Genomic DNA, 25,053 nt, shown 5'->3' with positions numbered 1-25,053 from the left:
TAAGAAAGGAGCTTCCAATGTTATGGAAGCTCCTTTCTACGATTATTTAAATTCTTGTGGGTAACTGTTGATGTCTATACCTAAAAATAGTGGAACTAGAAAATAGACTGTCAAGGTTACTAGAATAACACCTGCAATATTCAACCAGAATCCCGACCGCACCATATCAGGAATACGCAGGTAGCCGGAGCCAAACACAACTGCGTTCGGTGGTGTCGCAACAGGCAGCATAAATGCAGCAGATGAAGCGAGCCCAGCTGCAATCATCAGTACAAATGGATGGAGGTCAACGGCAAGTGCAAGAGCTGCCATGATCGGGAACATCATTGTTGCAGTAGCTGTATTGGATGTTATTTCAGTTAGGAAAATTATCAAGGCAGTTACGGAAATGATGATAATAAATATGTTTACCCCTTGTAGAGCAGTTAGTTGGTTTCCAATCCAACCCGACAATCCAGATGAGGTAAAGCCGGCTGCGATAGCAAGTCCACCTCCGAATAAGAGGAGGATACCCCATGGTAATTTTACCGCAGTTTGCCAGTTCATCAAGTAATCTCCTTTAATGGTTTTGGAAGGGATAATGAACAGAATGATAGCAGCTGCTATTGCTATGATGGCATCATTAATATAAGGGTTTATTTCATTTAGGATAAACGTACGTGAAATCCAAGAGAATGCTGCAAGAAGAAAAACAGTAAAAACAGCTTTTTCCTCATAAGATGCCTTGCCAAGCTTTCTCTTTTCCTCATCGATGATTTTCCTGCCGCCTGGCAATGTTTTCAGTTTCAAAGGAAACGACATTTTTGTTAAGTAAATCCATGCGAGGAAAAGAAACACCCATGCAAACGGCACCCCGAAAAGCATCCAGTTGGCAAATGAAATTTCAATGCCATATAGTTCCTTGACAGTTCCTGCAAAGATTGCATTTGGAGGTGTACCGATCAGTGTAGCCATTCCGCCAATAGAAGCAGAATATGCTATCCCGAGCATCAAGGACTTACCAAAGGCAAAATTATCCTTGCTTGTGTCAATTGCAGGGTCATTCTTCAGTGCATCAGAAACTTGATAAATGATTGCCAATCCAATTGGAACCATCATCATTGCAGTAGCCGTATTGGAAATCCACATGGACAGGAACCCGGTGGCAACCATAAACCCAAGTACGATACGGTCTGTATTCGTCCCCATCACAGAAATGATACTAATGGCAATTCTTCTATGTAAATTCCATCTTTCCATTGCCAAAGCAATGATGAATCCACCCATAAAAAGGAAGATAGTATCACTTCCATATGCTGAGGTTGTTGCCCCGATATCCATACCACCTGTCATTGGAAATAAGATAATTGGAAGTAGAGCTGTGGCCGGAATTGGTATTGCTTCCGTCATCCACCAAATTGCCATCCAGATTGTCGTTGCCAGAACGGCAATTCCCTCTTGCGATAATCCTTCAGGTGATACAAAAAGTAAGGTAATGAGGAATAATATCGGACCTAAAAACAAGCCAGTTAGCTGGAGTGGGCTGTAAGATCGCTTATTGCCGTCTCCGTTACCGGTCCCATTCTCATTTGCATCAGGGCTACCGGCGGAGTTGCTCTCTTTTTTCTTTTCAATCGTTTCTGCAGGTTTTACAAAAAACCGAAACATATCTTTCACCTGATCATGCTTCTCCCATAGCCAATCCCAAGTTGCAGTTATCATACATGCTCCCCCTTTGTCTTATTAACGTAAATTATACATTTATTCTAGCAAACTAACAATTTAATTGTATTCGGTTTCAATAGAAAATGTCAAGTTGTTATACAATAGATAATAGTTATATTAACGACATTTAAAAGGTATAAAAAGTTAAATACTAAAATATATTTTGTGTTTTATAACAGGATATATCGCATATAACGACTTTGTAAAACTAATTTAAGGCTTTTGCACAATAAATCTGAAAAATTGCATTGGCAAAATAAATTGTTTAAAATGATTTGGTTGACTACTGATAAAGCGAGATGATTACTATGCCTAAACAGATTTGGCTGCTAGTAATTGCAACGTCAATTACTGTTACTGGCGGTTCTTTTTTATGGCCTTTAAATACAATATATATTCATAATGAGCTTGGTAAAAGTCTTGCATTTGCTGGGTTTATACTCATGTTTAATCAAGGTGCATCCGTTGTTGGAAATCTGCTTGGGGGTGCACTTTTTGATAAATATAGTGCTTATAAGACGATTCTTGGTGGGACTTTTATCGCAATGACTGCTGCAATATTCCTTGCATTCAATCATGGAATTGTAGCCTATACGATTCTACTGGTCATTATTGGTTTCGGTAATGGAATTACTTGGCCAATCATGTTTGCGATGGCAGGTTCTTTGTGGCCGGAGGGAGGAAGACGTGCATTTAATGCAGTTTATGTAGCACAGAATTTGGGAGTTGCACTGGGAGCCTCCATTGGGGGCTATATTGCTAGTTTATCCTTTCATTATATCTTTCTAGCAAATGCAGCCGTTTTTATCGTATTTTTCATTTTTGTTTTAGTTACCTTTAAAGACATGGATAAATCACAGGACCATCAAATGTATACATCGGTAGTCGGTCAGAGTGGGAAAATAAAAAGCAAATCCGCTTTTAAAGCATTGCTTATTTTATGCAGCGGGTTCCTGGTCGTGTGGCTAGCATATAGTCAGTGGGGATCAACCATTGCATCCCATACCCAGACAATCGGCATTCCATTAGAGCAATACAGTTCATTATGGGCAATAAATGGTTTCCTTATCGTTCTAGCTCAACCTCTGTTAAAATGGGTTACAGATAGAATTACTTCACCGAGACAGCATATTTATATCGGAACAAGTATCCTAATCCTCTCCTTTGCGATTGGAATGCTTGCAGAAAATTTTACGATGTTCGCTGCTGCAATGGTTGTATTGACACTTGGTGAAATTCTTGTATGGCCGGCAATTCCAACCTTGGCCAGTGAGCTGGCTCCAAAAGGTCGTGCCGGTTTTTATCAGGGGATGGTAAACAGTATTGCCGCGGTAGGGAGAATGATTGGTCCGGTGTTTGGTGGATTTATCGTAGATTTTTATAATATGGACCTTCTTTTTATAATACTACTTGTTTTGCTGTTTTTCCCCTTTGTAACAACAAAGCTTTACGACAGAAATTTGGAGAAAGAAAAACAAACCATGTAAGGTAAAGGAGTATTTTAATGACAACAGAACATGAAGTTAAACTTATTGCACTCGATATGGATGGAACATTATTAACAGGTGAGCATGACATTACAGAACGTACAAAGTTAGCCATTGAACAGGCTCTTGCCAAAGGAATTCATGTAGTATTAAGTACTGGACGTGGTTTTCAGACATGTTACCCTTATGCTGAAGAATTGAAATTGCAATCCTATCTCGTAACTGCGAATGGTGGTCAGATATGGACGATGGAGAAAGAATTACTTGATCAACATTTACTGAAAACCGAGCTCATTGAAAAACTATATAATCTTGGCACACAGGTTGGCGTCAACATGTGGATGATTTCAACGAGTGGTGTATTCCGCGGTGAAGCACCGGATGATTTCTATAAGTATGAGTGGCTGAAGTTTGGCTGTGAATCGACGGATAAACAAAAATTGGATATGATGATCCAGGAGCTTTCCCATTATGAAGAACTTGAGCTTACCAACTCACTTCCAACAAATGTTGAAGCCAATCCAAAAGGTGTAAGCAAGGCAAAGGCACTACATTTTCTTTGTGATAAAATTGGGATTACGATGAACGAAGTCATGGCTGTAGGAGATAGTCTGAATGATATTAAAATGATTCAGGAAGCAGGAATTGGTGTTGCAATGGGAAATGCCCAGGAAGCGATCAAAAAAGTTGCGAATCATACAACAGATACAAATGATAATGACGGTGTAGCAAAAGCAATCGAACAATTCGCTCTTTAAGGTGCCTGTCACTCCCCGAAATTTGTCATTAATATTCTGAGGCGGTATGACAATCCACATAATTATACAAAAGAACCGGCTACTCTCAGCCGGTTCTTCTGTTTTACAATTCAAAATGATATTCCCGCAACCCAATACATGAGTACAGATACAAGAATTGATGCAATTAGCATTGCCATTAACGGACGTAACGCCTTGTTTTTAACATCCTTAAGGCTGACATTCAAACCTAGTCCGACCATAGCAGAAGTCAGGATGAAGGTAGTAGCGAAACTAATCATGTCCATGACGCCTTTCGTTACTGGAATCATACTCCCCAAAACATAGCTTCCGAATAAACTCATCACAATGAATCCAAGTAAATACATTGGAAACTTCACTTTCGTCTGATCTGATTCATCTGTTGATTTTCGGTTTTTTACCCAAAAGATCAAGATAAAACATAATGGAACGAGTAGGAAAACACGACCTAACTTGGCTAATAACGCCATTGCCAGCGCTTCTTCTCCAGCCGGTTCTGCAGCAAGTGCAACATGGGCCAATTCATGAAGACTAAGCCCAGACCAAACACCATACTGTACATCTGATATCGGAAGCAGTGGCAATAGCAATGCATAAATAATGGAGAAAAACGTGCCGACCAATGCAATGATGCCTACACTGATTGCTGTATCATCATCTTTTGCTTTAACGATCGGAGCTACGGCTGCTATGGCCGCTGCACCACAAACCCCTGTACCTACACCGAGCAGTAAAGCAATTTGTGAGTTGGCTTTAAACAGTTTTGCCAAATACATCGTTACCAAAATGACAAAAACGATTGTTATGGCACCTTTGATCAATAAGCCAATCCCATCTTGAAAAATCACATCCATATTCAATTTTAAACCATATAAAATAATAGCAAATCGTAATAAATATTTGGATGAAAATTCTATTCCATTACGGAAAAACTCCGGATAGCCAAACACTTGGCGATAGGCAATTGCCAATAAAATAGCGCTGGCAAGCGGTCCAACCCTGTTGAAGCCAGGTATTAGTGAAAGTGAATATCCTAGCAAGGCAAAAATAAACGTAAAACCAATTCCCAATAATAACCTTTTCCAATAATCGGAACCCTTCGATAACGTATTCATCGGTATCCCTCTCTTTCTATCTTGTCGTATTAAGTATAATTTCAGTCAGTGCATAAGAAAAATAAATTATTATAATACTTATGATAAGATATACTTATAAAAGACGTTCGACAAAATTCGGGGAGTGACAGGCACCTTGGAGGGGGAGTTATTAGTGGATCAGCATCTTGTTGTTTTTAAGGAAGTGGCTGCACGTAAAAGTTTTTCGAGGGCAGCTGAAGCATTGCATATGTCACAACCAGCAGTCAGTCAGTATATTGCAGCGCTGGAAAAAGAACTTGGGACTCGTCTGTTGGAGAGAAGCAATATGTTCGTGGAATTGAATAAAGCAGGGAAAATTGTCTATCAGTATACATTGGAAATTTTACGAAACTATGAGCAAATGCAGATTCTTGTATCGGATTTAAAAAACGAACCAAGAGGTGAGCTGAAAATTGGTGCAAGCTATACCATTGGGGAATATGTACTTCCTCGGCTTTTGGCAGAATTACAGGAAACTTACCCTCAAATCGTACCGGAAGTATCGATTGGCAATACGGAGGAAATCGGTTCAAAACTTTTAAATCACGAAATTGATATCGGACTTATCGAAGGGAATTACTCCCATCAGCAGATGTCCGTTGAACAGTTTGCAACTGATAAGATGTATATTATTGTTGGAAATCGAACATCCTTTATAACAGAGGAACAATTTTCCATAGGGGATTTGGAGAAAGAAACATGGATTATCCGGGAGGAAGGTTCCGGGACACGTAAAGTTGTGGAGGAATTTTTCCAAAAGCATCATCTCTCACCGGAAAGAATCCTTACATTTGGTAGTACGCAAACAATTAAAGAGGGTGTAGAAGCAGGACTGGGTATTAGTTTGCTTTCCGATTTAACGTTTGCCAAAGAAATCCAGCTGAACAGAATACGGAAATTATCGGTCGACGATACACCCATTCAGCGGAAATTTTCGATTATCAAAAATCATTATGAGTTCCATCCGAAGGCATTGCAAGTATTTGAAAACCTTGTTAAGCACACAATCAATATCGGGTCATAAGCATACCCTTACATTGTTGCTGAAAAAGGAGTATAATATGAAGTGTAAAAGAAAGGGGATGCTATGATGTCATTTTCTCGAGGGCCTAAGGAACCGGTTCCTGAAGTGGAAACGAATGTATGGTCATGCACGAGCGACGAATGTCAGGGCTGGATGAGGGAATCATACAGTTTTAACGAAGAACCTGCATGTCCATTATGCAATTCAACGATGGACCGGGAAGTAAGAGTTATTCCGGAGATGAAATAGGAAGTAGTATCTCTAACAAAGCTGAAGCTAATCAATTGAAATTATAGTACCATAGTTCTTTACAATGAAACGTTGGTTTTCCAACGTTTTTCTTATAGCTTCGGTTATTGATAAAACCTTGATCAGCTTGATCAGGTTTTTTTTTTTGCAGAAGGGAAAGTATAAAAATTTCCTTTCTGCATAAGTACAACGAATGCTGGCACTGAAAGGCTTAGTGACATGAACGTTTCTTGAATTTAAAAAGCATACAGTTTTTCTTTTTAGCTATTGCAAGCTAACGACCATTTTAAATTGACCCTCAAACAATATCTATACTTATTTTTAATTATTGGAATAGTTAATCATATTCTGCTATAATTTAGAAAGAGAGACTACACCACGTTCTTCATCCTGCTATAATTGTAATCGCTTACATTAATGAGGAGGAATTCACGAATGAGGTATGAAAGTCCAAACACGGATGGTTCTTTAGTAAATTTCAAGGAAAGATATGACAACTTTATCGGAGGAGAATATCATCCTCCAGTCCAAGGTAAATACTTTGAAAACATCAGTCCGGTTACCGGAAAGGTTTTTTGTGAGGTTGCCAGATCAAGTAAGGAAGACGTTGAAACTGCCATAGATGCTGCACATGCGGCAAAAGATAGTTGGGGAAAAACATCGGTTGCTGAAAGGGCGAATATTTTAAATAAGATAGCTGATCGTATCGAAGAAAACCTGGAAAAGCTCGCTGTAGCAGAAACCTGGGATAATGGAAAAGCAGTCAGGGAAACATTGGCGGCGGATTTGCCGTTGGCTGTTGACCATTTTCGCTATTTTGCTGGGGTAATCAGAGCTCAGGAGGGTGGCATCAGTCAAATTGATAATGATACGGTGGCCTATCATTTTCATGAACCACTCGGTGTAGTAGGACAGATTATTCCATGGAATTTCCCTATTTTAATGGCAACATGGAAGTTGGCTCCAGCATTGGCAGCGGGCAATTGTGTTGTCTTAAAGCCTGCTGAACAGACACCTGCATCCATTCACGTACTTATGGATGTTATAAAAGATCTTCTCCCGCCTGGTGTTATCAATATTGTAAATGGCTTTGGGGTGGAAGCCGGAAAGCCATTGGCATCAAACAGTCGTATATCAAAGATCGCTTTTACTGGTGAAACGACTACTGGGCGTCTGATTATGCAATATGCATCCGAAAATATTATTCCGGTTACATTGGAGCTGGGTGGGAAATCACCAAATATTTTCTTTGAAGATGTAATGGATGAGGATGATGGTTTCCTTGATAAAGCGATTGAAGGAATGGTTATGTTTGCCCTGAACCAGGGTGAAGTTTGTACCTGTCCATCCCGTGCAATCATTCATGAGTCAATCTATGACAAGTTCATGGAAAAAGCAATTGAAAGGGTAAATCAAATAAAAATTGGACATCCTCTTGATACAGATACAATGATGGGAGCTCAGGCTTCCGAAGAACAGATGGAAAAGATTAAATCCTATCTGGATATTGGTAAAGAGGAAGGGGCAGAAGTTCTTGTAGGTGGGAACGTCAATAAACTGGATGGTGAACTGGAAACAGGTTATTATGTGGAACCAACTATTTTTAAAGGAAATAACAAGATGCGTATTTTCCAGGAAGAGATATTTGGTCCGGTGCTTTCCGTTACTACCTTTAAAGATAAAGAAGAAGCCATGGAAATTGCCAATGATACACTTTACGGTTTAGGGGCAGGAATATGGACAAGAAACATCAATACTGCCTACCGTTTCGGGCGTGGAATTGAAGCGGGGCGCGTATGGACGAATTGCTATCACCAGTATCCTGCACATGCAGCGTTTGGTGGATATAAAAAATCCGGAATTGGCCGTGAAAATCATCTCATGATGCTTAGCCATTACCAGCAAACGAAGAATTTGCTGATCAGCTACAGTGAAGGTGCTGCTGGACTATTCTAGATGTTTACGTGTAAACAAAGAAACTCGGCCCAGTTTTTTGGAAAACTTGGCAACTGCCTAAGCCTTAGTTGCACTTATGCAAGTAAAAAAGTTAATACTTTCTTACTTGCTGAGAAAGGGTGTGAAAAATGGTCGAACGCGTAATTGCTACAAAAGAAGCATTACACCTTATTGAACATTTAAAAGAAGCCCATGGTCCACTTATGTTCCATCAATCTGGAGGCTGCTGTGACGGGAGTTCACCAATGTGTTATCAACTAGGTGAGTTTCGTACAGGTGAATCAGACTTACTTTTAGGAGAAATTGGCGAAACACCTTTTTATATTTCCAAAGATCAATACGAATATTGGAAACATACGCAGCTGATTATCGATGCAGTAAATGGAAGAGGGGGGATGTTCTCACTTGAAGGTCCAGAAGGAAAGCGTTTCTTAACAAGATCGCGTGTGTTCACGGAAGAAGAGAACAAGGAACTGGAAGAAAAATAAGGATGCATCTTCGGTATTACCAGAGACTAGGCGATTTTGGCGCAACATGAATAAAAGACAATAATGAAAAAATTTCCTCTTGTATTTACCTGAAAATTCATGTAAAATAAATTAACTGAAAATTTAGATTGGTAATACGTATAATAAATTGGGAGGTGGAATAGATGGTAACTGTCAAAATGCTTAAACCGTACTATGTTAAAACGGAAGAAAAATATGTCCGAATCATTCTTGCGTATCAATATTTTTCGGTCATGATCAATAAGAAGGTTTATCAATTCATTCCTGTAGAGTCCAATGAAATCCGGATTAATCGAAGAACGAAGATGGTAGAAAATACCGATGCAGTCTTCGCCTTTCAAAATGGTAAGGACATAATCAATGTTCCAATGTCCAAACTCATCTCCATCCCTGATTTTCTTCAGCAGCTGCATTCTATCGCTGAAACGTATTACCACACAGAAGCGGGTCTGAGTAAAACAGACCAGGAAAAAGCTATGCATCTACTGATCCACGAGCTGGAAAGAGATAATATTAAAAGACTTATCGATATGGCACTGGATGCGCGCGACGAAGCGATGTTTCATTCATTAACAGAATTATTATAAATAAAAAAATCTACTCCGGATGAACAGGAGTAGATTTTTTTGGTAAGTTAGAAAGTATTAACTTTTTTACTTGCATAAGTACTACGAAGGCATTTGCCTGAAAAGCTTGGCGTGTGCCAAGTTTTCTAAATCTATTTAATCTGGGTTAACACATCGGTAACTTTTCTCGTCGCCAGTCCGCTTTCTTTATCCTGTATTTGCTCTACCATCATGGCGATGATAAAATCCTGATCGTCAGTCGGATATCCGACGAACCAACCATTTTCCCCGGATTCATCATCGTCGGTCAACTTTAACTCGGCAGTTCCGGTTTTCCCTGAAATCGGAAAATCTGCTTCCTGTGCAATTTTAGCTGTACCTTCTGTTACTACTTTCCTTAATGCATCTTGAATCGCAACAGCATCCTCAGCCGAGATTAACGCTTCTTTCCAAACTTGGGCTGTTTCTTCACTTGTCAATAAAGTCGGCTTAATCATATTTCCTTCATTGAGGAATGTCGTATAAGTTACTGCTAGATGTAAGGCACTCATTTCCAACTCACCCTGACCGTAACTGGTATTTGCAAGCAATACTTCATCGTCCAGGTTACCACTTGATGAAATGGTGGACATGGTGATTGGATATTCATATGGGAACTCCTCACCAATGCCAAAGTCCTGCATGCCGCTGACAAAAGAATCAGATTCCATTTCTACTGCTTTTCTGGCGAAGAAGATATTGTCAGAACGAATGAGTGCGTCGGCCAGATCAACAGGGCCATTCGATGTGGAAACCCTTTTGACCTCATAATTTCCCCAGCCTTCCCCATTACTCCATGTCAATCCTTCTATTTCCATTCCTTCACCAAGCTCAATACTTCCATTGGCTAATCCGATTGCACCTGTGACAGGTTTGATTACAGACCCAGGAGCATAAGTCGATGCAAAACGGTTAATCAATGGGTTTTGTTCATCACTTTCAAGTTGTTCCCAATACTTTCCGGAAGTACCATATAGCGCTTCATTTGGATCAAATGAAGGACTGCTGACTAATGCAAGTGTTTCCCCAGTTTTTGGGTCAACTGCGGCAGCTGTACCAGCATCTTCGCCATAGGAATTGTATAGTTTCTCCTGAACATTCACATCTATTGTAACGGTAATATTTTCACCGTTTTCTACAGGAGTTTCGGCAAGTAAAATCTCATCCTGACCTTCTTGGTTAATAACAATTTTGACTCCTCTTTTTCCTTTCAGCTGCTCCTCATAATGTGCTTCAAGGCCACGTGAGCCAATTTTGTCGTTCGCTCCATACTGACCAGGATCGACCTCTTCCAGATCATCTGCGGTGATATTGCGGATATAACCAACTAAATGAGCAGCTGACTCACCAGCCGGGTAGATACGGCCGGTATTTTCCCGGTAATCAACCCCATTGATGGCCATCAAATCAGCAAAAAGCGCTTCATCTGATGGAAGAATATTTTTTAGTGGGACAAATAAATTATCCTGTACCCAGCCTGCACTGAGCTCGTTATTTATTGCCTCAACACGCATGCCCAATAAATCTGCTATTTGCTGTATGGATTGTTCCGTATCAGGACTTAGTTTGCCGGGTACGACCCCAATTTCGTATATCGTATCATTTATTGCAAGTGGCATTTCGTTACGGTCAAGGATTTCTCCACGTTTTGGATATGTTGTCTGAATACTGATTTCCCCACCGTCTTGCAATTCAGGGAAAATAAATCCCGAATCCCATTCGACATACCAATTCAGTGTTTCCTCTTCGGGATCTTCTACCTGCTGAACAAGTGTTGCTTCATAATCAAAAGAAATGGGTCCAGCAATTGTTTCCATACTTACGGAGAAAGGTATAAGAGCAGTTCCTTCTTCCTTAGCCAATTCAAGTTCTTCTTCATTTAATTCTTGAAATTCTATTTGCAGATCAGAGACATTCAGATCTTGATAGATTTTTTCTTTCCGAAGTGTTGATTGGTCCTCCGGATAAGTTTCGGTTGCTGCTTGAGAAAGCATCGGGTACAATTCTTCATATTCCTGTTCATTCCAAAGGCCTACATATTCATGGAACCTTTCATTCGGTGTGACTTGCTCATCATTGGAACATGCAGCAAGTATAAGTGGAATAATAAGTAAAAATACGATTCGCTTCAAAAAAATTACCCCCAATTTTTATTCTATGTGACGTATATGATCAATTATTACAAATATTATCAGATAGAGAAGAAAAGCCACACTGTCTCATGATTCACAGGTGACTTTTCTTTTGTAAACTTAATTTGCTTCCATATGATCCGTAATCTCGTTGGTTATGCGATTGAATTCTGTGTCGGGAACTACATAATACCATATACCACCGATTGTTTGCCCTGAACCACTAATCTCCATTGTAGAGACATTTTTACGTGCTCCTGCGTAGTCAGTGAACAATGTTTGCATTTTCTTCCTATCTAAATCTGTCTGCACATTACCTCCCAAAATATCAAGTATCTCACCGACTTTCGTAATACTTGAGAAACTTGCAGCTTCATTCATTGCAGCAGTAATGACATTTCGTTGACGCTCATTTCGTCCCATGTCCCCACGCGGGTCTTCATAGCGCATACGAATATAGCTCAGTGCTTGTTCGCCGTTCAACGTAATTTGTCCTTCAGGGAATGAATGACCATCACTAGAAAAAGCTAAACTGTTCGTAACAGTAACCCCATCCAATGCATCAATCCCTTGTTTAAATCCTTCCATATTAACTCGTGCATAGGAATGAATAGGAAGATTAAAGTTTTCCTCAACGGTTTGTACGGACAAATCTGTACCACCAAAAGCATATGCGTGATTAATCTTGTCCATTCCACGACCAGGAATATTTACATACGTATCCCTTGGAATGCTCAACATGATCATTGAATCTGTATTTGGGTTGACAGAAAGCAAGATCATCGTATCGGAACGGCCCCTGTCGCCGGAACGTTCATCAACTCCAAGCAAAAGAATATTAAGTGAATCTGTTTCCTGGAAGATTTTCTGAATCTCTTTTTGTCTTTCGGGATCATTATCCCTTGCCAGTGGGTTATGCATCGTTTCAATGGTTGCACCAACCGCATTCCAATAATAAAAAGCGATTCCACCCATCAGTAAAATCAGTCCAAGAACTATCCCACCAACCCAGTATGGCCATTTGCGTCTCTTCTTATTTTGTCTCTTTTCAGCTCTTGATACCACTCGTATTCTCCTCTGTAATTATTTATCTATCCGGCAGTGTCGGATTATAAGACTATTTAACTAGTATCGTTCGAAAAAATTATCAAATCTAGGGTAAATTATATATTAATTAGCCAATATAGTCTATGAAAATTACAAAAAATAGTAGGGATTATTCGATTTTTCTGAAGAAAGGGAGGTGTTTTATATACAGTCGCTTCTAATTTATAAAGGTGTGAAATTAGAATTTATTTTTAGCAGATAGGATAGTATAAAACTTTCCTATCTGCATAGGTGCAACGAAGTCCGTTAGCGAGCGTTTCGCTGACAACCAAATATTCTAATGAAGAAGCGTATTAAGATTAGTTTTCTGTTTCTGTAATTGGAATGGCTGTAATAATATACCTGTCAGGTGCACTGCCAATAAATGAAAAAGGGTAGCATGTCGTAAGGGTCAGTACTTCTTCATCATGTGGAACAATAATGGTGCGGTCATCGGCATCAACAATTTGGGTACCTGTAATTTCGTAGGAAAAATCTCCATAAGGCATCTTCATTGTCAAGATATCGCCAATCTCCAGTTCACCCATCCTGCGAAAAACCGTATCCCGATGCCCGGAAAGAACTATTTGATCATCCTGAAGGGGATAAGCGGTGCCAGCGTAATGCCCAACGCCTTTTGCCAATTCATCTTCATGTGTTCCCTCTACAATAGGAAGGTCTGATTCGAGTTTAGGGATATGCAAGAGGCCGACTGTTTCTCCGGCCTCAGGATTGAAATCGTCAGGTGGTTTTGAGAGCTCTGAATCGTTTTCAATTGTGCTATAGGCATTGCTATCAAGTAGTGCCTGTGCTTCAACCATACTTTCCTTCTGTGCATTTTCTGTTTCATACCACTGATAGCCACCGTATGCCAATAGTGCAAGTCCAACCGTTATAAATAAAAAAGAAAGTTTTCTCACAGGACATGCTCCTCATCTTTTGATTATATTCAGTATATAAAAACTTCTTAAAAGAATAAAGTCTCATTTGAAAAGAACCAATGCTTAGGTAAACTGAAAGCAATGGAATAGAGTCTTGTTGCTCCATGAAAATCAGTGTTTTTAGAAAAAATGGAAATTTAAGTAATTTACAGAAAAAAAGAGGTACGCTTAGAGTTTAGTTCTTTACTATGTAAAAATGGCTGTTTTTAAGGTTTTCTATTATAGGGAAAATAATCTATAGTACAATTAATATGTTCGTTATAAAATACAAATTCTATGTATTATAAAGAACGGTTGGTTATGGCGTAAAACTACCTTTTACAGTTGGGGGAGGAATATCACTGTGTCAAGATTTGTTCGTAATTAAATACTTCTAATATGTACTGCAATGCATCCTTGGGCAAGATTAACACTCAGAATAAATTCAAAAACAACGCTGATTACAGATTTGTGATAACCCACTACTTTAGCTGTGTGAGTTGTCAGGAGCAAAATTGTACAATATCGTAAACTAAAAGTTTCCAATCCAACAAAAATAGTCTGCATCTGACAAAACAAGTCAAACTAAAGTGGAGATTTTAATAGTATAATGGTCTTATAAAAATAAGGAATCCTCAGAAAAAGGCAAACTTATTGAAAAATAAGGACGCAAAGTCACAGGTCTAAAGTATTGCACTAAGGCGGCTGGATTGTCTGGATTACGATGGGGGACAGGATTGTGGAGAAAATAATTGATAATGTCGCTGTTGATGAAGAGTGGGTATCTTTGATTAAAGATGCAAAGAAGTTAGGTTTAACTTTGGAAGAGGTTAGACATTTTTTGAACAGTACAGTACAAAAGGCATAATTTTCATGAAATATTGTCCTCTATATAGAACTCTTCACTGAAAATATGATATAATTCGCAGTGAAAGTAGGTGAAGAACTTGATCGGTGAAAAAATTAAGAAATTACGCCAGGAAAAACGAATGTCGATCTCTGAACTAGCTGAAAAAGCGGGTGTAGCAAAATCATATTTAAGTTCGATTGAGCGAAACCTTCAATCAAATCCATCGATCCAGTTTATTGAGAAAATCAGTACTGTATTGGGTGTCTCTGTTAATGACGTAATTAATGAAAATGAATCCGTTGATACAGCGGAACTAGATAATGAATGGATGAAAATTGTTAAAGAGGCTATGGAGTCCGGAGTTTCCAAAGAACAGTTCAAGGAATATCTGGAATTCAATAAATGGCGACAAAAACAGGATAATTAAGAGTTCTGTAACCGTCGAGCTGAGCGCTTAACGGTTTTTTGTTGTGCTGATTTTACATTACATTACGTTACATTACAATGGAATTGAATGGTTAAACCCGACTGTTTCAGGAATTTTGAACGGGCATAAAAAATATTGTGGAATTTCTTCAGCAAATCGATATACTGTATAGTAGCCTTAATTTTCTTGCATGTATCGATTATCTTTTACAATAATGGAAGTTTGGTAAAATAAATGAAACAATATTTATATTGGCTACTGCCAATAGGTTGGATGGCCATGATTTTTTACTCTTCAGCAACTCCTTACGAGAATCAAGATATCAAACCGTTGTTGGGCGCATTTACTGATTTAAGTTTCCTTGAACCTTTTCTTGGGTGGATTGAATTGACCTATAATCAGTCCATTGTCAGTGTTGATCAGTTGGGTATCTATGGATTTATTGAATTTTTTATTCGAAAAGCTGCCCATGTATTCGTATTCTTTGTACTAGCGTGCCTTTTCTATATCTCTTTCAGAAAAACGACAAAAATTAGGGAAGCGTTTATTTTATTATCTTCTTTTCTACTGACGGTTTTTTATGCGGTTTCAGATGAACTGCATCAGGTTACAACTCCTAATAGAACAGCATATGTCGGTGATGTTTTTCTCGACAGTTTTGGGGCATTGATTGCAATCGTGTGTATAATGATTATAAAACGAAGGTAGGTTTATACATTTTTACCTACCAGCAAAAGAAGAAAAAAACCGACATAAATAAGAAGTTTTGTCGAATATGTATGCTGAGTGAAAATAATATTTTTCTTTTCGACATAATTCGACACATATCTACCCAATCTTGTGTTACAGTTCTTGTAAATTACACGAATAGTAACGTTGAATTCTAGCAGAAGGCGGTAATGAAATGGTAGAGCAAGAAAGATATAAAAACATGCTACAACGCTTAATTGATGAAACAGAAAATCAAAACATCCGTACCTCTGAACAACTGATAAAGATGTTGATAAGTGAATTAACAAATAGCAAAAGTCTGCAAAAATATTCACAATCAATGGCTAAATAAAATTGGCCCCCTAAACGTCAGATACTGCCTGACATTTTAGGGGGCCAGTTTTTTTGGCAAAAGAATAACCTTTCTAAATTGATACGTGCAACGAAGGCATTCGCCCAAAGGCTTAGGCAGTTACCAAGTTTTCTAATAAAGGAAAGAAAGCAGAAACCGTACTAATCTGCATAAGAACAACTTGGCTGTACCGGAAGACTTGGACACAGCCAAGTTTACAGTTTTGGGTTTTAGTTACCGGATGTGGATTCAACATCTATTTCAATATATTTAGGCTCCAATGTTTCAATTTCAGCCTGGTCATTTGTGAGGTCAATGATCCAATCTCTGAATGAATCAGCTTCCCCGTCTATTACAAAAACAACAAATTCAACATTTTCCAGATAATGAATTGTTTCGAGAATATGATCGGAATTTCTGAGTACATTTTCAAGCTTTCCGAGCAGACCGTAATCGACAGTTATAGAGAAACCTTGCATTAGCTGTCTTTTTACAATTCCAGTAGTTTTAATAGCATGGGAAGTAGTACTCCCATATGCCCGGATCAATCCTCCTGCCCCGAGCTTCGTGCCACCAAAATATCTTGTAACAACTACTGCAGTATCTTTTAGGTGCTGCTTTTTAAGGACTTCGAGGATTGGCACCCCAGCAGTGCCGCTCGGTTCCCCATCATCGTTTGCTTTTTGGATTTGGTCATTCTCACCTATGATATATGCCGAGCAATTATGTGTTGCATCAGCATGTTTTTTCTTTATTTCCTGAATGAATTCCTGAGCTTTCAGTTCGTTTTCGACCCGCTTTACATAGCCGATAAATCTCGATTTCTGTATAATAAGTTGGTCGGATCCTTCTTTTTTTACCGTATAATAGTTTTTCAGCATCTTGATTTTCTCACCTCAAACGCACATTATAGTAGATAGAAAGAGTAAATGTGAGTAAATTTTTATATTCTATTGAGAATAGTAACTTCAGGATAAAATTTCCTGCAAATAGGATAAAGACCCTACAAAAACGATATGCATATACGAATATTATAACATAGGTTGGTGGAGAACGATGGCAGTTAAGGTGAGTGAGAAGGCTTTAGACCACGTCATTAATGAGATGATTGAAGTAGTTGAAAATAGTAAGGATGAAATTTTCAATATTAGTGAAGAAGCTCGTAAGGAACATGAACATCTTGTTAAAGAGCTGAGAGAAACAAAAGAAAAAGTGCTTCGACATATTGAAAACGGAGATCAGCTTGAAGAGAGGGTCCGCTTTTCCCGGCAGCGATTAGCCGAGGTAAGTAAACATTTTGAACGATACTCCGAGGCTGAAATACGTGAGGTTTATGAAAATACTCATTTAATGCAAACGAATCTTGCCATGCTGCGCCAGGAAGAAAAGGTATTGCGTGCAAAGCGTGATGATTTGGAAAGAAGGCTGATCTCCCTATCCCATACCATCAATCGGGCTGAAGGATTAGCAGGAAAAATAGCTGTCATACTTAATTACTTACACGATGATTTCAGACAAGTAAACGAAATGATTGAAAATGCAAAAGAGAAGCAGGAATTTGGATTAAAGATTATTGAAGCACAGGAAGACGAGCGCAGGAAAATATCTCGAGAAATACATGATGGACCTGCACAGATGCTTGCGAATATTTTGCTTCGCTCAGAGCTAATGGAGCGGACGATTCGTGATGGTACAGCAGAACAGGCAATAGCCGAAATCAGAAGTGTCAGGGAAATGGTTCGATCCTCCCTATATGAAGTCAGAAGAATTATTTATGATCTGAGACCGATGGCACTCGATGATCTTGGTCTTGTTCCTACGATTAAGAAATATGTGGATAGTATAGCCGACTACAATAATATTGACATTGACTTTACTGTTATTGGTGAGGAAAGGCGCCTCAATCAAAAATATGAAGTAGCCTTCTTCCGACTGATGCAGGAATCTATCCAAAATGCTACGAAACACAGTGAAGCGAGTTTGATTCAAGTTAAGCTGGAAATAAGAAGAGATAGCCTGACGATGCTTATTAAGGATAATGGTAAAGGATTCGATATGAGTATCAAAAGGGATAAGTCATTTGGTCTGATAGGAATGAGAGAAAGAGTTGAAATGCTGGAAGGTCATCTTAATATCCAGTCTGCTATTGGCAAAGGAACAACAATCATCATAAAAGTTCCATATTCTACGCCATAAGTATATAATAGTTTCATAAGATAAATAGAGCGAAACGTATTTCCATCATATAAATATAATAGGGCAAATAGTTAATCGTATGTGGGAGGAAAGTGTCGATGAATACTGAGAAAGAAATTCGTATTGTTTTAATAGATGATCATAAATTATTTCGTGAAGGTGTAAAGCGAATCCTGGAATTTGAGCCATCGTTTAATGTGGTAGCCGAGGGTGATGATGGATCTGTTGCATCTAAGCTGGTAAAAGAAAATAATCCGGATGTTGTATTGATGGACATTAACATGCCTGAGATAAATGGTGTGCAGGCAACTTCTGATCTTGTTAGGTATTTTCCAAATTCCAAAGTTATCATCCTTTCTATCCATGATGACGAAAGCTATGTGACACACGCGCTGAAAACAGGTGCACAGGGGTATTTGCTTAAAGAAATGGATTCTGATTCATTAATTGAAGCAATTAAAGTAGTAAGCGAGGGTGGTTCTTATCTGCATCCAAAGGTAACACATAATCTCGTGAAGGAATATCGTCGTCTTGCTAGAGAGAATTCGTCGAGTATTTCAGATAAAGGAATTGAATACCGCAAACCGCTCCATTTGCTGACGAAACGTGAGTGTCAGGTATTGCAGTTGCTGGCAGATGGCAAAAGCAATCGCGCAGTAGCAGAAACATTGTATATCAGTGAAAAAACTGTAAAAAACCATGTGAGCAATATTTTACAAAAAATGAATGTTAATGACCGAACCCAGGCAGTAGTTTCAGCAATCCGCAAAGGCTGGGTTGAGGTAATCTAAATAAGATAGCTTTTTAAAAAAATAATCCCTATGATATTTCTATCAGGGGATTTTTTTATGCACAGAAATTACAGATGATTTTTTTAGTTGATTCATGTAGAATAAAATGAAATGAAGTACAGTTCATTTTGATGAGGAGTAGGATATACATGAAGCTTGCTGTAATGACGGATAGCACAGCGTACATAAGTGCTGACGAGAGGAAAAATAAAAATATTCATATGGTTCCGCTCAGCGTTATCTTTAATGATAGATCCTTTGAGGAAGAAATAGATATTACGACAGAAGAATTCTATCAAAAAGTTAAACAATCAAAAGAATTGCCAACAACTTCACAGCCTTCCATCGGTTATATAACGGAAAAGCTGGAAGAACTCGCAAAAGACTACGACGCAGTTATATCTGTTCATTTGTCCAGTAGAATCAGTGGAACATATCAAGCAGTTGTTACTGCGGGGGAAATGGTCGAAGGGATTGATGTTTTTCCCTATGATTCTGAAATGAGTTGTATGGTCCAGGGCTTTTATGCTTTGGAGGCTGCTAATCTGGCTCAACAAGGTAAATCAGCAGAGGAAGTAATTGCACGTTTGGATGAAATGAAGGAAAGCATGAGAGCCTACTTTATGGTGGATGATCTGACAAATCTGCAGCGTGGGGGACGTCTTAGCGGTGCCCAGGCATTGGTTGGTAGTCTTCTGCAGGTGAAGCCAATTCTTCATTTTTCGGACAAGCTAATTGTTCCGTTTGAAAAAATACGGACCCGCAAAAAAGCAATTAGCCGAATAATGGGAATGCTTGAATCTGATGCCGAAAAAGGAAAAAATCTTCGGGTAGTTTTTATTCATGGAAATGCCGAAGCAACTGCGATAGAGCTTCGGGATGAATTTTTGAAAAAGTATCCGACAATGGAAACTTCCATCAGTTATTTTGGTCCTGTCATCGGTACCCATTTAGGGGAAGGTGCCATAGGAGTTGGCTGGTACGTAAAGTAGCAAGGAATTAGTAAGAAATTGTTAGTCTATGATTACCGACAATTTCTTACTATACAATATAGAAAGTGAGTGATGCATAGATGCAAGATTATGAAATGCCACCCCTTCATGAACTCTCCGCACGATTCTCTGGAAAACTTCTTCTCAGAAAGGAAATCCCACTTGAGGAAACCCTTTTTCAGCAACTTCTATCATTGAACTACCTCACACCTAAAAAAGCCATCACCCGGAAAAATTTTACATATCAATGCGAGCGCTGCGGTAATCAGAAACATTATTTATTTGCGAATATACCATGTGGAATATGTAAACAAAGGCACTTATACTGCCGTAAATGTATCGAAATGGGGCGAACAAGTGAATGTGAAATGCTGTATTATTGGACAGGTCCGCAATTCACTTGGATTTTTCATGAAAATCCTTGTTCCTGGCAGGGTGAACTTACAGACGTTCAGCAAAAAGCCGCACAACGAATTGTAACAGCAATTAGAAATAAGGAGCGGGAGCTTTTGGTATGGGCTGTTTGTGGAGCCGGAAAAACGGAAATGCTTTTTCCGGGAATAACAGATGCTTTACAGATGGGCAAACGAGTTTGTTTGGCGACACCAAGGGCTGATGTTGTAAGGGAATTGCAACCCAGACTGCAGAAGGCATTTTCAAAAGTAGCTATTCAAGCATTATACGGAGGTAGCAAGGATAAGCAAGGAACTGCACAGCTGATTATTGCAACCACCCATCAACTGCTTAGATATGAGGCAGCATTTGATGTGATGATTATCGATGAAATTGACGCTTTTCCTTACCATGCAGATGAATCATTGCCATTTGCAGCAAACCGTGCAACAAAAGCACAGTGCACGACAATCTATCTAACTGCGACTCCACGTAAACGACATCAAATGTTGATCAACCGTAAAAAACTCCCCCATGTTTTTGTGCCTGTCCGTTTTCATGGGCAGCCCCTTCCAGTACCGAAAAAGACGATGTGCCATAGTCTGAAACGGGACCTATCCAAAAATCTCCCGCCAGCAGCATTTTTAAAATGGATAAAGGTAAGACAAAATCCCAGCAGACAGCTTCTCATTTTTGTACCCTCCATAACACTTGCTGAAAATATGAAGGACCATTTATACAGGATCCTAAAGCTGCAAGGTCACTTTCACTCGATAGAAAAGTTAGATTCCGTACATGCAGCTGACCGTGACAGGGAACAGAAGGTACGTGCATTCAGAGAAAAAGAAATTTTCATCTTGATTACAACGACAATCCTTGAAAGAGGTGTAACCTTTCCCTCGGTCGATGTAGCAATTTTTGATGCAGGTCATGATGTGTTTGATGAAGCTGCCCTTGTCCAAATTTCAGGAAGAGCGGGAAGAAGCCCGGATGACCCAACAGGCGAGGTTGTATTTTTTCATCAAGGGAAAACAGAGGCAATGATACAAGCCATTGACTCCATCAAAAAAATGAATAAAAGAGGAGGATTCTAAGAATGATTTGTCTTTGGTGTTACAGGGAGATAATTCCAGAGATTACCTGGTCAAATCTGTTCCAGTTGTACAAGCCGAAACCTATCTGTTTAGACTGTGAAAATGAGTTAGAGCTATTGCAAGGTGAGCGATGCAGAAAATGTAGTCGTCAAACAAATAAAGAAATCTGTTCGGACTGTTTATGGTGGGATGATAATGGAGCACTTGATACGATTGAATTTAATTATTCGTTATTTGCCTATAATACGATGATGCAGAATATGATAGCTAAATGGAAATACCGTGGTGATTATATTCTTGGAGAGCTGTTCAAAACATACATGGTGGAGGCTTTCAATAAGAAATTTGCCAACTTAAAAAAGGACGTGATTGCTGTTCCAATCCCGCTGAGTAATGCACGGATGAAAGAACGGGGCTTTAACCAGGCCAACTTGTTGGCTGAATTTCTTCCAGTGATACGTGCGGATATTCTTTTGAGGAAAGACGGGGAAAAGCAATCCAAGAAAAATCGAATGGAGCGTATCTTAACCGACAACCCTTTTTTTATTCAACAGACTATTAACAAACCGGTCCTACTTGTCGATGATATATATACAACAGGCACAACATTGCGTCATGCAGCAACACTGCTGAAAGAGAATGGATGTCCAGCAGTTTATGCCATTACATTGGTTCGGGGTTAAAGCTTGTATGTGCTATAATTTAGTTGAAAAGAGGGAAAAAAACAATGGCTGAATTAGCTAATTGCACCCGCTGTGATACAGTTTTTGTAAAAGGATTACGTGATATTTGCAATAACTGTTATAAAAAAGAAGAAGCAGCATTTCAGAAAGTTTATGGTTTTTTAAGAATAAGAAAAAATAGAGAAGCAACCTTAATAGAGATTGTCGAAGCAACCGGTGTGGAAGAAACGTTAATCACTAAATTCGTCAAAGAAAAACGTCTTCATCCGACCCAATTTCCAAATCTTGGCTATCCATGTGAAAAATGCGGGATAACCATTTCCTCCGGGAAACTTTGTATAGCTTGTACGGAAGAATTGAAAAAAGAGTTAACAACATATGAAGAAACCGAAAAAAGACTGGAAGAAGTTCGACTTCGGGAAACCTCCCTTGCAAATACCTATTATTCGATAGAGAAACATAAGAAATAAATAGCTTAACGTTTTTGTTTAAGCAGTCGATAATAGAAGTAAGATAAATTGTCCGTAAATTAATGGAAGAACAGAAAGAGGTGAAGCACAAATGAAAATCAACGGTACGAATCATACAAACTTCAATCCATATAAACAACAAATTCAAAAACAGGCAGAAGTAAAAAAGGATATCCAATCGAAAGATCAAATTGAAATTTCGAGTGAGGCAAAGCAGCTGCAGGAAAATGAAAAAACGAGTGAAAAGCGTGCTACCCATGTTCAGGAAATCAAACAGGCGGTTGAGTCCGGGAATTATAAAGTGAATCCGGAAAAAACTGCCCAAAAAATGCTGGATTTCTGGTCGAAATAAAATGTTATAGCACGTCCGAACTTTCCAGCTTGCTTTCGTACTATGAAAGCATCCGCTGAAAGGATTGGTGACAACCAATTTTTCTGAAAATGCATAGAAGGAGGACTTCATGTTGTCCGTTCATTTAATTACAAAGTCAATGGAAGAATTAGTGCGAATACATGAGGACTTGTTAACTGTTTCTAAAGAAAAAACGAAAGCAGTCAAAGAAGGTTCCCTCGATCCATTACAAGTACTGCTCGTAAAAGAACGAAAACTTATCCAACTTTCCGAACAAACAGAACGCAACAGGCAGGAAGCAGTTGAGACTTGGTGTAAAGCGAATCATCATTCGGCTGAAGGTGCTACCATTACGAATATACTCCATAAAGTCGAGGATGAAGCGGAGCAGGCTCATTTGGAAAGTAACGCAATAAAACTTACGGAGTTAATTACAGAGCTGAAACAGCAGGAACAGTTAAACCATGTCCTGATCAGTCAATCGATGCAATTTGTCCAATTATCATTGGATTTGATGAGTCCGACATTAAAAAATATGAATTATGGAGTCAATAAAGATACGGAAACCTCAAATCGATCCGTCTTTGATTCGAAAGCATAAGATTAAGCAGTAAAAGGAGTTCGCCAAATGAGTACATTTCATGGTTTGGAGATGGCAAGACAGGCTTTATCCACCCAACAGTCAGCTTTATATACAACCGGTCATAATATCGCAAATGCCAATACAGAGGGCTATACAAGACAACGTGTCAACTTTGAAACATCATCCCCTTTTCCTCAAGTATCACGAAACAGGCCTCAGATTCCAGGACAAATGGGTACAGGAGTTGAGGCAGGTTCTGTTCAGCGTATCCGCAATCAATTTTTGGATAATCAATTTCGCAGTGAGAATAGTACTTCAGGCTATTGGACTGCAAGATCGGAAGCGCTAAGCCGTATGGAGACACTCTTAAATGAGCCTTCTGATACTGGATTATCGACGACAATCGATCAATTCTGGCAATCTCTGCAGGATCTTGCTGTCAATCCGGAAAACTCAGGTGCCAGATCTGTTGTGCTTCAGCGGGGGCAGGCTTTGGCGGAAACGTTTAATTACATGTCGGGAACCTTAACGAACATCCGTAACGATTTAGAAAATCAGATTGACGTTACTATAAAGGATGCGAATACATTAATTGATGGAATCAATGAATTAAATAAACAGATAAAAAATCTGGAAACACATGGATATACAGGAAATGATTTGTATGACCGCCGGGATGTTATGATTGATCAGCTATCAGAGATCGTTAGTATTCATGTCGATTATAATAAAAGTCATCTTCCACCAAACAAAATGGGGGATGGCGTTGCTACGATAACGATCGTAAATCATGCGGGAACTGCAATCACAGAGCTGATTAATGGTGTGACAGGGGAAGCAAATCTTTTTGATGAGCCATCATATACGGAAGCTGAATCATTATCTGTAATAAATAGTATTACAATTGCTGGTGCTGATTCCGGTATTATGTCTACAAATGGATCACTTAAAGGGTTAATCGATTCTTTTGGATATGCAGATGAGGCTGGAGTTGCCAATGGGGACTACCCCGAAATGATGCGCCAGCTGGATCAGATGGCATTTGCAGTGGCTACAGCATTTAATGAACAACATCAAGAAGGTAAAGTAGGTTCTGGTGAAAATGCAGCGGATGGCGGGGCATTCTTCACAAATTTTGGTGGTGGAGAGACCGCATATATTGGTGCCGCTGGAGCGATATCGGTATTACTGACGAATGGCAGTCAAATTGCAACTAGTACGAATGGTGATTCCGGAAATGGCGATAATGCTTTAAATCTTGCAGCTGTATTTGATAAACCAATCACTAGTTTAGATGGCGCTTCTATTAAAAAATTCTATGAATCTGTTATCGGCGATCTTGGCGTAACCGCCGAACATGCAAACCGCATGACGGAGAATACGGGTACACTACTTGCTCAAGTTGAGAACCAACGCCTCTCGGTGAGTGCGGTATCACTCGATGAAGAAATGACCAACATGATTAAATTTCAGCATGCGTACAGTGCAGCTGCGAGAAATTTAACTGCAGTTGATGAAATGCTTGATCGGATTATCAATAATATGGGATTAGTAGGGAGGTAGGATATAACG

Annotated in this window: 26 protein-coding genes and 1 riboswitch; of the genes, 20 read left to right on the top strand and 6 right to left on the bottom strand. The window is 39.1% G+C overall.

Features of this window, described 5'->3' with window-relative positions:
* Positions 1 to 42: 42 nt before the first annotated feature.
* A complete protein-coding gene (locus MN204_RS12165; protein WP_249871344.1) occupies positions 43 to 1,701 on the bottom strand; it encodes an SLC13 family permease in 1,659 nt (552 codons plus the stop codon).
* Positions 1,702 to 2,012: 311 nt separating this feature from the next.
* Between MN204_RS12165 and MN204_RS12160 the strand changes: the two genes are divergently transcribed.
* Positions 2,013 to 3,191: an MDR family MFS transporter gene (locus tag MN204_RS12160; protein WP_249871343.1), complete on the top strand. Its 1,179-nt coding sequence runs from the start codon at positions 2,013 to 2,015 to the stop codon at positions 3,189 to 3,191.
* 17 nt (positions 3,192 to 3,208) lie between these two features.
* Positions 3,209 to 3,949, top strand: coding sequence for a Cof-type HAD-IIB family hydrolase (locus MN204_RS12155; protein WP_249871342.1), 741 nt, complete (start codon positions 3,209 to 3,211; stop codon positions 3,947 to 3,949).
* Between the two features lie 110 nt (positions 3,950 to 4,059).
* Here the strand turns inward: MN204_RS12155 and MN204_RS12150 are convergent, their stop codons facing one another.
* Entirely contained in the window at positions 4,060 to 5,085 is a 1,026-nt protein-coding gene (locus tag MN204_RS12150) for a YeiH family protein (protein WP_249871341.1), read from the bottom strand.
* A 154-nt stretch (positions 5,086 to 5,239) separates the two neighbouring features.
* Here MN204_RS12150 and MN204_RS12145 point away from each other — a divergent pair, with 154 nt between their 5' ends.
* The 5 genes from MN204_RS12145 to MN204_RS12125 all read left to right on the top strand — a co-directional run bounded on the left by MN204_RS12145 (position 5,240) and on the right by MN204_RS12125 (position 9,431).
* Positions 5,240 to 6,130 carry a LysR substrate-binding domain-containing protein gene (locus tag MN204_RS12145; protein WP_249871340.1) on the top strand — a complete coding sequence of 297 codons (891 nt, stop codon included), beginning with the start codon at positions 5,240 to 5,242 and terminating at the stop codon, positions 6,128 to 6,130.
* Positions 6,131 to 6,196: 66 nt separating this feature from the next.
* The gene (locus MN204_RS12140) at positions 6,197 to 6,379 is read left to right on the top strand and encodes a cold-shock protein (RefSeq protein WP_249871339.1); all 183 of its coding nucleotides are present in this window, start codon (positions 6,197 to 6,199) and stop codon (positions 6,377 to 6,379) included.
* A gap of 435 nt (positions 6,380 to 6,814) precedes the next feature.
* Positions 6,815 to 8,335: an aldehyde dehydrogenase gene (adh, locus tag MN204_RS12135; RefSeq protein ID WP_249871338.1), complete on the top strand. Its 1,521-nt coding sequence runs from the start codon at positions 6,815 to 6,817 to the stop codon at positions 8,333 to 8,335.
* Between the two features lie 128 nt (positions 8,336 to 8,463).
* The gene (locus MN204_RS12130) at positions 8,464 to 8,823 is read left to right on the top strand and encodes a DUF779 domain-containing protein (protein ID WP_249871337.1); all 360 of its coding nucleotides are present in this window, start codon (positions 8,464 to 8,466) and stop codon (positions 8,821 to 8,823) included.
* Positions 8,824 to 8,987: 164 nt separating this feature from the next.
* Positions 8,988 to 9,431, top strand: coding sequence for an IDEAL domain-containing protein (locus MN204_RS12125; protein WP_249871336.1), 444 nt, complete (start codon positions 8,988 to 8,990; stop codon positions 9,429 to 9,431).
* Positions 9,432 to 9,562: 131 nt separating this feature from the next.
* On the opposite strand, the gene MN204_RS12120 is transcribed toward MN204_RS12125, so the two are convergent.
* The 3 genes from MN204_RS12120 to srtD all read right to left on the bottom strand — a co-directional run bounded on the left by MN204_RS12120 (position 9,563) and on the right by srtD (position 13,587).
* A complete protein-coding gene (locus MN204_RS12120) occupies positions 9,563 to 11,581 on the bottom strand; it encodes a penicillin-binding transpeptidase domain-containing protein (RefSeq protein WP_249871335.1) in 2,019 nt (672 codons plus the stop codon).
* A gap of 120 nt (positions 11,582 to 11,701) precedes the next feature.
* A complete protein-coding gene (locus tag MN204_RS12115; protein WP_249871334.1) occupies positions 11,702 to 12,646 on the bottom strand; it encodes an LCP family glycopolymer transferase in 945 nt (314 codons plus the stop codon).
* Between the two features lie 341 nt (positions 12,647 to 12,987).
* Complete coding sequence (gene srtD, locus MN204_RS12110; protein WP_249871333.1) at positions 12,988 to 13,587, bottom strand: class D sortase, LPxTATN-specific; 600 nt, start codon at positions 13,585 to 13,587, stop codon at positions 12,988 to 12,990.
* Positions 13,588 to 14,221: 634 nt separating this feature from the next.
* Positions 14,222 to 14,305, top strand: a riboswitch (cyclic di-GMP riboswitch).
* A gap of 21 nt (positions 14,306 to 14,326) precedes the next feature.
* On the opposite strand from srtD, the gene MN204_RS12105 reads away from it, so the two are divergent.
* From MN204_RS12105 to MN204_RS12090, 4 genes are all read left to right on the top strand, one after another.
* Entirely contained in the window at positions 14,327 to 14,455 is a 129-nt protein-coding gene (locus tag MN204_RS12105) for an anti-repressor SinI family protein (RefSeq protein WP_249871332.1), read from the top strand.
* Between the two features lie 79 nt (positions 14,456 to 14,534).
* Positions 14,535 to 14,864, top strand: a complete 330-nt coding sequence (locus tag MN204_RS12100; protein ID WP_249871331.1) for a helix-turn-helix domain-containing protein — start codon at positions 14,535 to 14,537, stop codon at positions 14,862 to 14,864.
* Positions 14,865 to 15,098: 234 nt separating this feature from the next.
* Positions 15,099 to 15,572 (top strand): VanZ family protein, encoded by a 474-nt coding sequence (locus tag MN204_RS12095; RefSeq protein ID WP_249871330.1) that lies wholly within the window; start codon positions 15,099 to 15,101, stop codon positions 15,570 to 15,572.
* A gap of 196 nt (positions 15,573 to 15,768) precedes the next feature.
* Positions 15,769 to 15,927, top strand: a complete 159-nt coding sequence (locus tag MN204_RS12090) for a hypothetical protein (RefSeq protein ID WP_249871329.1) — start codon at positions 15,769 to 15,771, stop codon at positions 15,925 to 15,927.
* Positions 15,928 to 16,157: 230 nt separating this feature from the next.
* On the opposite strand, the gene MN204_RS12085 is transcribed toward MN204_RS12090, so the two are convergent.
* Entirely contained in the window at positions 16,158 to 16,808 is a 651-nt protein-coding gene (locus tag MN204_RS12085; RefSeq protein ID WP_249871328.1) for a YigZ family protein, read from the bottom strand.
* A gap of 175 nt (positions 16,809 to 16,983) precedes the next feature.
* Between MN204_RS12085 and MN204_RS12080 the strand changes: the two genes are divergently transcribed.
* The 9 genes from MN204_RS12080 (at position 16,984) to flgK (ending at position 25,044) form a co-directional block, all read left to right on the top strand.
* Positions 16,984 to 18,123 (top strand): sensor histidine kinase, encoded by a 1,140-nt coding sequence (locus MN204_RS12080; RefSeq protein WP_249871327.1) that lies wholly within the window; start codon positions 16,984 to 16,986, stop codon positions 18,121 to 18,123.
* A gap of 98 nt (positions 18,124 to 18,221) precedes the next feature.
* Positions 18,222 to 18,914 carry a response regulator gene (locus MN204_RS12075; protein ID WP_249871326.1) on the top strand — a complete coding sequence of 231 codons (693 nt, stop codon included), beginning with the start codon at positions 18,222 to 18,224 and terminating at the stop codon, positions 18,912 to 18,914.
* Positions 18,915 to 19,063: 149 nt separating this feature from the next.
* Positions 19,064 to 19,906 carry a DegV family protein gene (locus tag MN204_RS12070; protein WP_249871325.1) on the top strand — a complete coding sequence of 281 codons (843 nt, stop codon included), beginning with the start codon at positions 19,064 to 19,066 and terminating at the stop codon, positions 19,904 to 19,906.
* Positions 19,907 to 19,986: 80 nt separating this feature from the next.
* A complete protein-coding gene (locus tag MN204_RS12065) occupies positions 19,987 to 21,393 on the top strand; it encodes an ATP-dependent helicase ComFA (RefSeq protein ID WP_249871324.1) in 1,407 nt (468 codons plus the stop codon).
* 2 nt (positions 21,394 to 21,395) lie between these two features.
* Positions 21,396 to 22,076, top strand: coding sequence for a ComF family protein (locus tag MN204_RS12060; RefSeq protein ID WP_249871323.1), 681 nt, complete (start codon positions 21,396 to 21,398; stop codon positions 22,074 to 22,076).
* A gap of 44 nt (positions 22,077 to 22,120) precedes the next feature.
* Positions 22,121 to 22,546, top strand: coding sequence for a TIGR03826 family flagellar region protein (locus tag MN204_RS12055; protein ID WP_249871322.1), 426 nt, complete (start codon positions 22,121 to 22,123; stop codon positions 22,544 to 22,546).
* A gap of 91 nt (positions 22,547 to 22,637) precedes the next feature.
* Positions 22,638 to 22,898: a flagellar biosynthesis anti-sigma factor FlgM gene (gene flgM / locus MN204_RS12050; RefSeq protein WP_249871321.1), complete on the top strand. Its 261-nt coding sequence runs from the start codon at positions 22,638 to 22,640 to the stop codon at positions 22,896 to 22,898.
* Positions 22,899 to 23,007: 109 nt separating this feature from the next.
* A complete protein-coding gene (locus MN204_RS12045; protein ID WP_249871320.1) occupies positions 23,008 to 23,499 on the top strand; it encodes a flagellar protein FlgN in 492 nt (163 codons plus the stop codon).
* Between the two features lie 27 nt (positions 23,500 to 23,526).
* Complete coding sequence (gene flgK, locus MN204_RS12040; protein WP_249871319.1) at positions 23,527 to 25,044, top strand: flagellar hook-associated protein FlgK; 1,518 nt, start codon at positions 23,527 to 23,529, stop codon at positions 25,042 to 25,044.
* Positions 25,045 to 25,053 lie beyond the last annotated feature (9 nt).

The organism is Oceanobacillus saliphilus (assembly GCF_023522835.1).
In the GTDB taxonomy this organism is placed as follows: domain Bacteria; phylum Bacillota; class Bacilli; order Bacillales; family Amphibacillaceae; genus Oceanobacillus; species Oceanobacillus saliphilus.
This window is presented reverse-complemented; position numbering and strand designations above follow the sequence as displayed.

Bases quoted from the DNA above. Each gene is read 5' to 3' on its own strand.
- flgK (WP_249871319.1), top strand. From the start codon at position 23,527: ATGAGTACATTTCATGGTTTGGAGATGGCAAGACAGGCTTTATCCACC.
- MN204_RS12070 (WP_249871325.1), top strand. From the start codon at position 19,064: ATGAAGCTTGCTGTAATGACGGATAGCACAGCGTACATAAGTGCTGAC.
- MN204_RS12045 (WP_249871320.1), top strand. From the start codon at position 23,008: ATGTTGTCCGTTCATTTAATTACAAAGTCAATGGAAGAATTAGTGCGA.
- MN204_RS12075 (WP_249871326.1), top strand. From the start codon at position 18,222: ATGAATACTGAGAAAGAAATTCGTATTGTTTTAATAGATGATCATAAA.
- MN204_RS12090 (WP_249871329.1), top strand. From the start codon at position 15,769: ATGGTAGAGCAAGAAAGATATAAAAACATGCTACAACGCTTAATTGAT.
- MN204_RS12125 (WP_249871336.1), top strand. From the start codon at position 8,988: ATGGTAACTGTCAAAATGCTTAAACCGTACTATGTTAAAACGGAAGAA.
- MN204_RS12060 (WP_249871323.1), top strand. From the start codon at position 21,396: ATGATTTGTCTTTGGTGTTACAGGGAGATAATTCCAGAGATTACCTGG.
- MN204_RS12150 (WP_249871341.1), bottom strand. From the start codon at position 5,085: ATGAATACGTTATCGAAGGGTTCCGATTATTGGAAAAGGTTATTATTG.
- MN204_RS12165 (WP_249871344.1), bottom strand. From the start codon at position 1,701: ATGATAACTGCAACTTGGGATTGGCTATGGGAGAAGCATGATCAGGTG.
- MN204_RS12160 (WP_249871343.1), top strand. From the start codon at position 2,013: ATGCCTAAACAGATTTGGCTGCTAGTAATTGCAACGTCAATTACTGTT.
- MN204_RS12055 (WP_249871322.1), top strand. From the start codon at position 22,121: ATGGCTGAATTAGCTAATTGCACCCGCTGTGATACAGTTTTTGTAAAA.
- MN204_RS12065 (WP_249871324.1), top strand. From the start codon at position 19,987: ATGCAAGATTATGAAATGCCACCCCTTCATGAACTCTCCGCACGATTC.
- MN204_RS12140 (WP_249871339.1), top strand. From the start codon at position 6,197: ATGTCATTTTCTCGAGGGCCTAAGGAACCGGTTCCTGAAGTGGAAACG.
- MN204_RS12095 (WP_249871330.1), top strand. From the start codon at position 15,099: ATGAAACAATATTTATATTGGCTACTGCCAATAGGTTGGATGGCCATG.
- MN204_RS12130 (WP_249871337.1), top strand. From the start codon at position 8,464: ATGGTCGAACGCGTAATTGCTACAAAAGAAGCATTACACCTTATTGAA.
- MN204_RS12080 (WP_249871327.1), top strand. From the start codon at position 16,984: ATGGCAGTTAAGGTGAGTGAGAAGGCTTTAGACCACGTCATTAATGAG.
- MN204_RS12155 (WP_249871342.1), top strand. From the start codon at position 3,209: ATGACAACAGAACATGAAGTTAAACTTATTGCACTCGATATGGATGGA.
- MN204_RS12085 (WP_249871328.1), bottom strand. From the start codon at position 16,808: ATGCTGAAAAACTATTATACGGTAAAAAAAGAAGGATCCGACCAACTT.
- flgM (WP_249871321.1), top strand. From the start codon at position 22,638: ATGAAAATCAACGGTACGAATCATACAAACTTCAATCCATATAAACAA.
- adh (WP_249871338.1), top strand. From the start codon at position 6,815: ATGAGGTATGAAAGTCCAAACACGGATGGTTCTTTAGTAAATTTCAAG.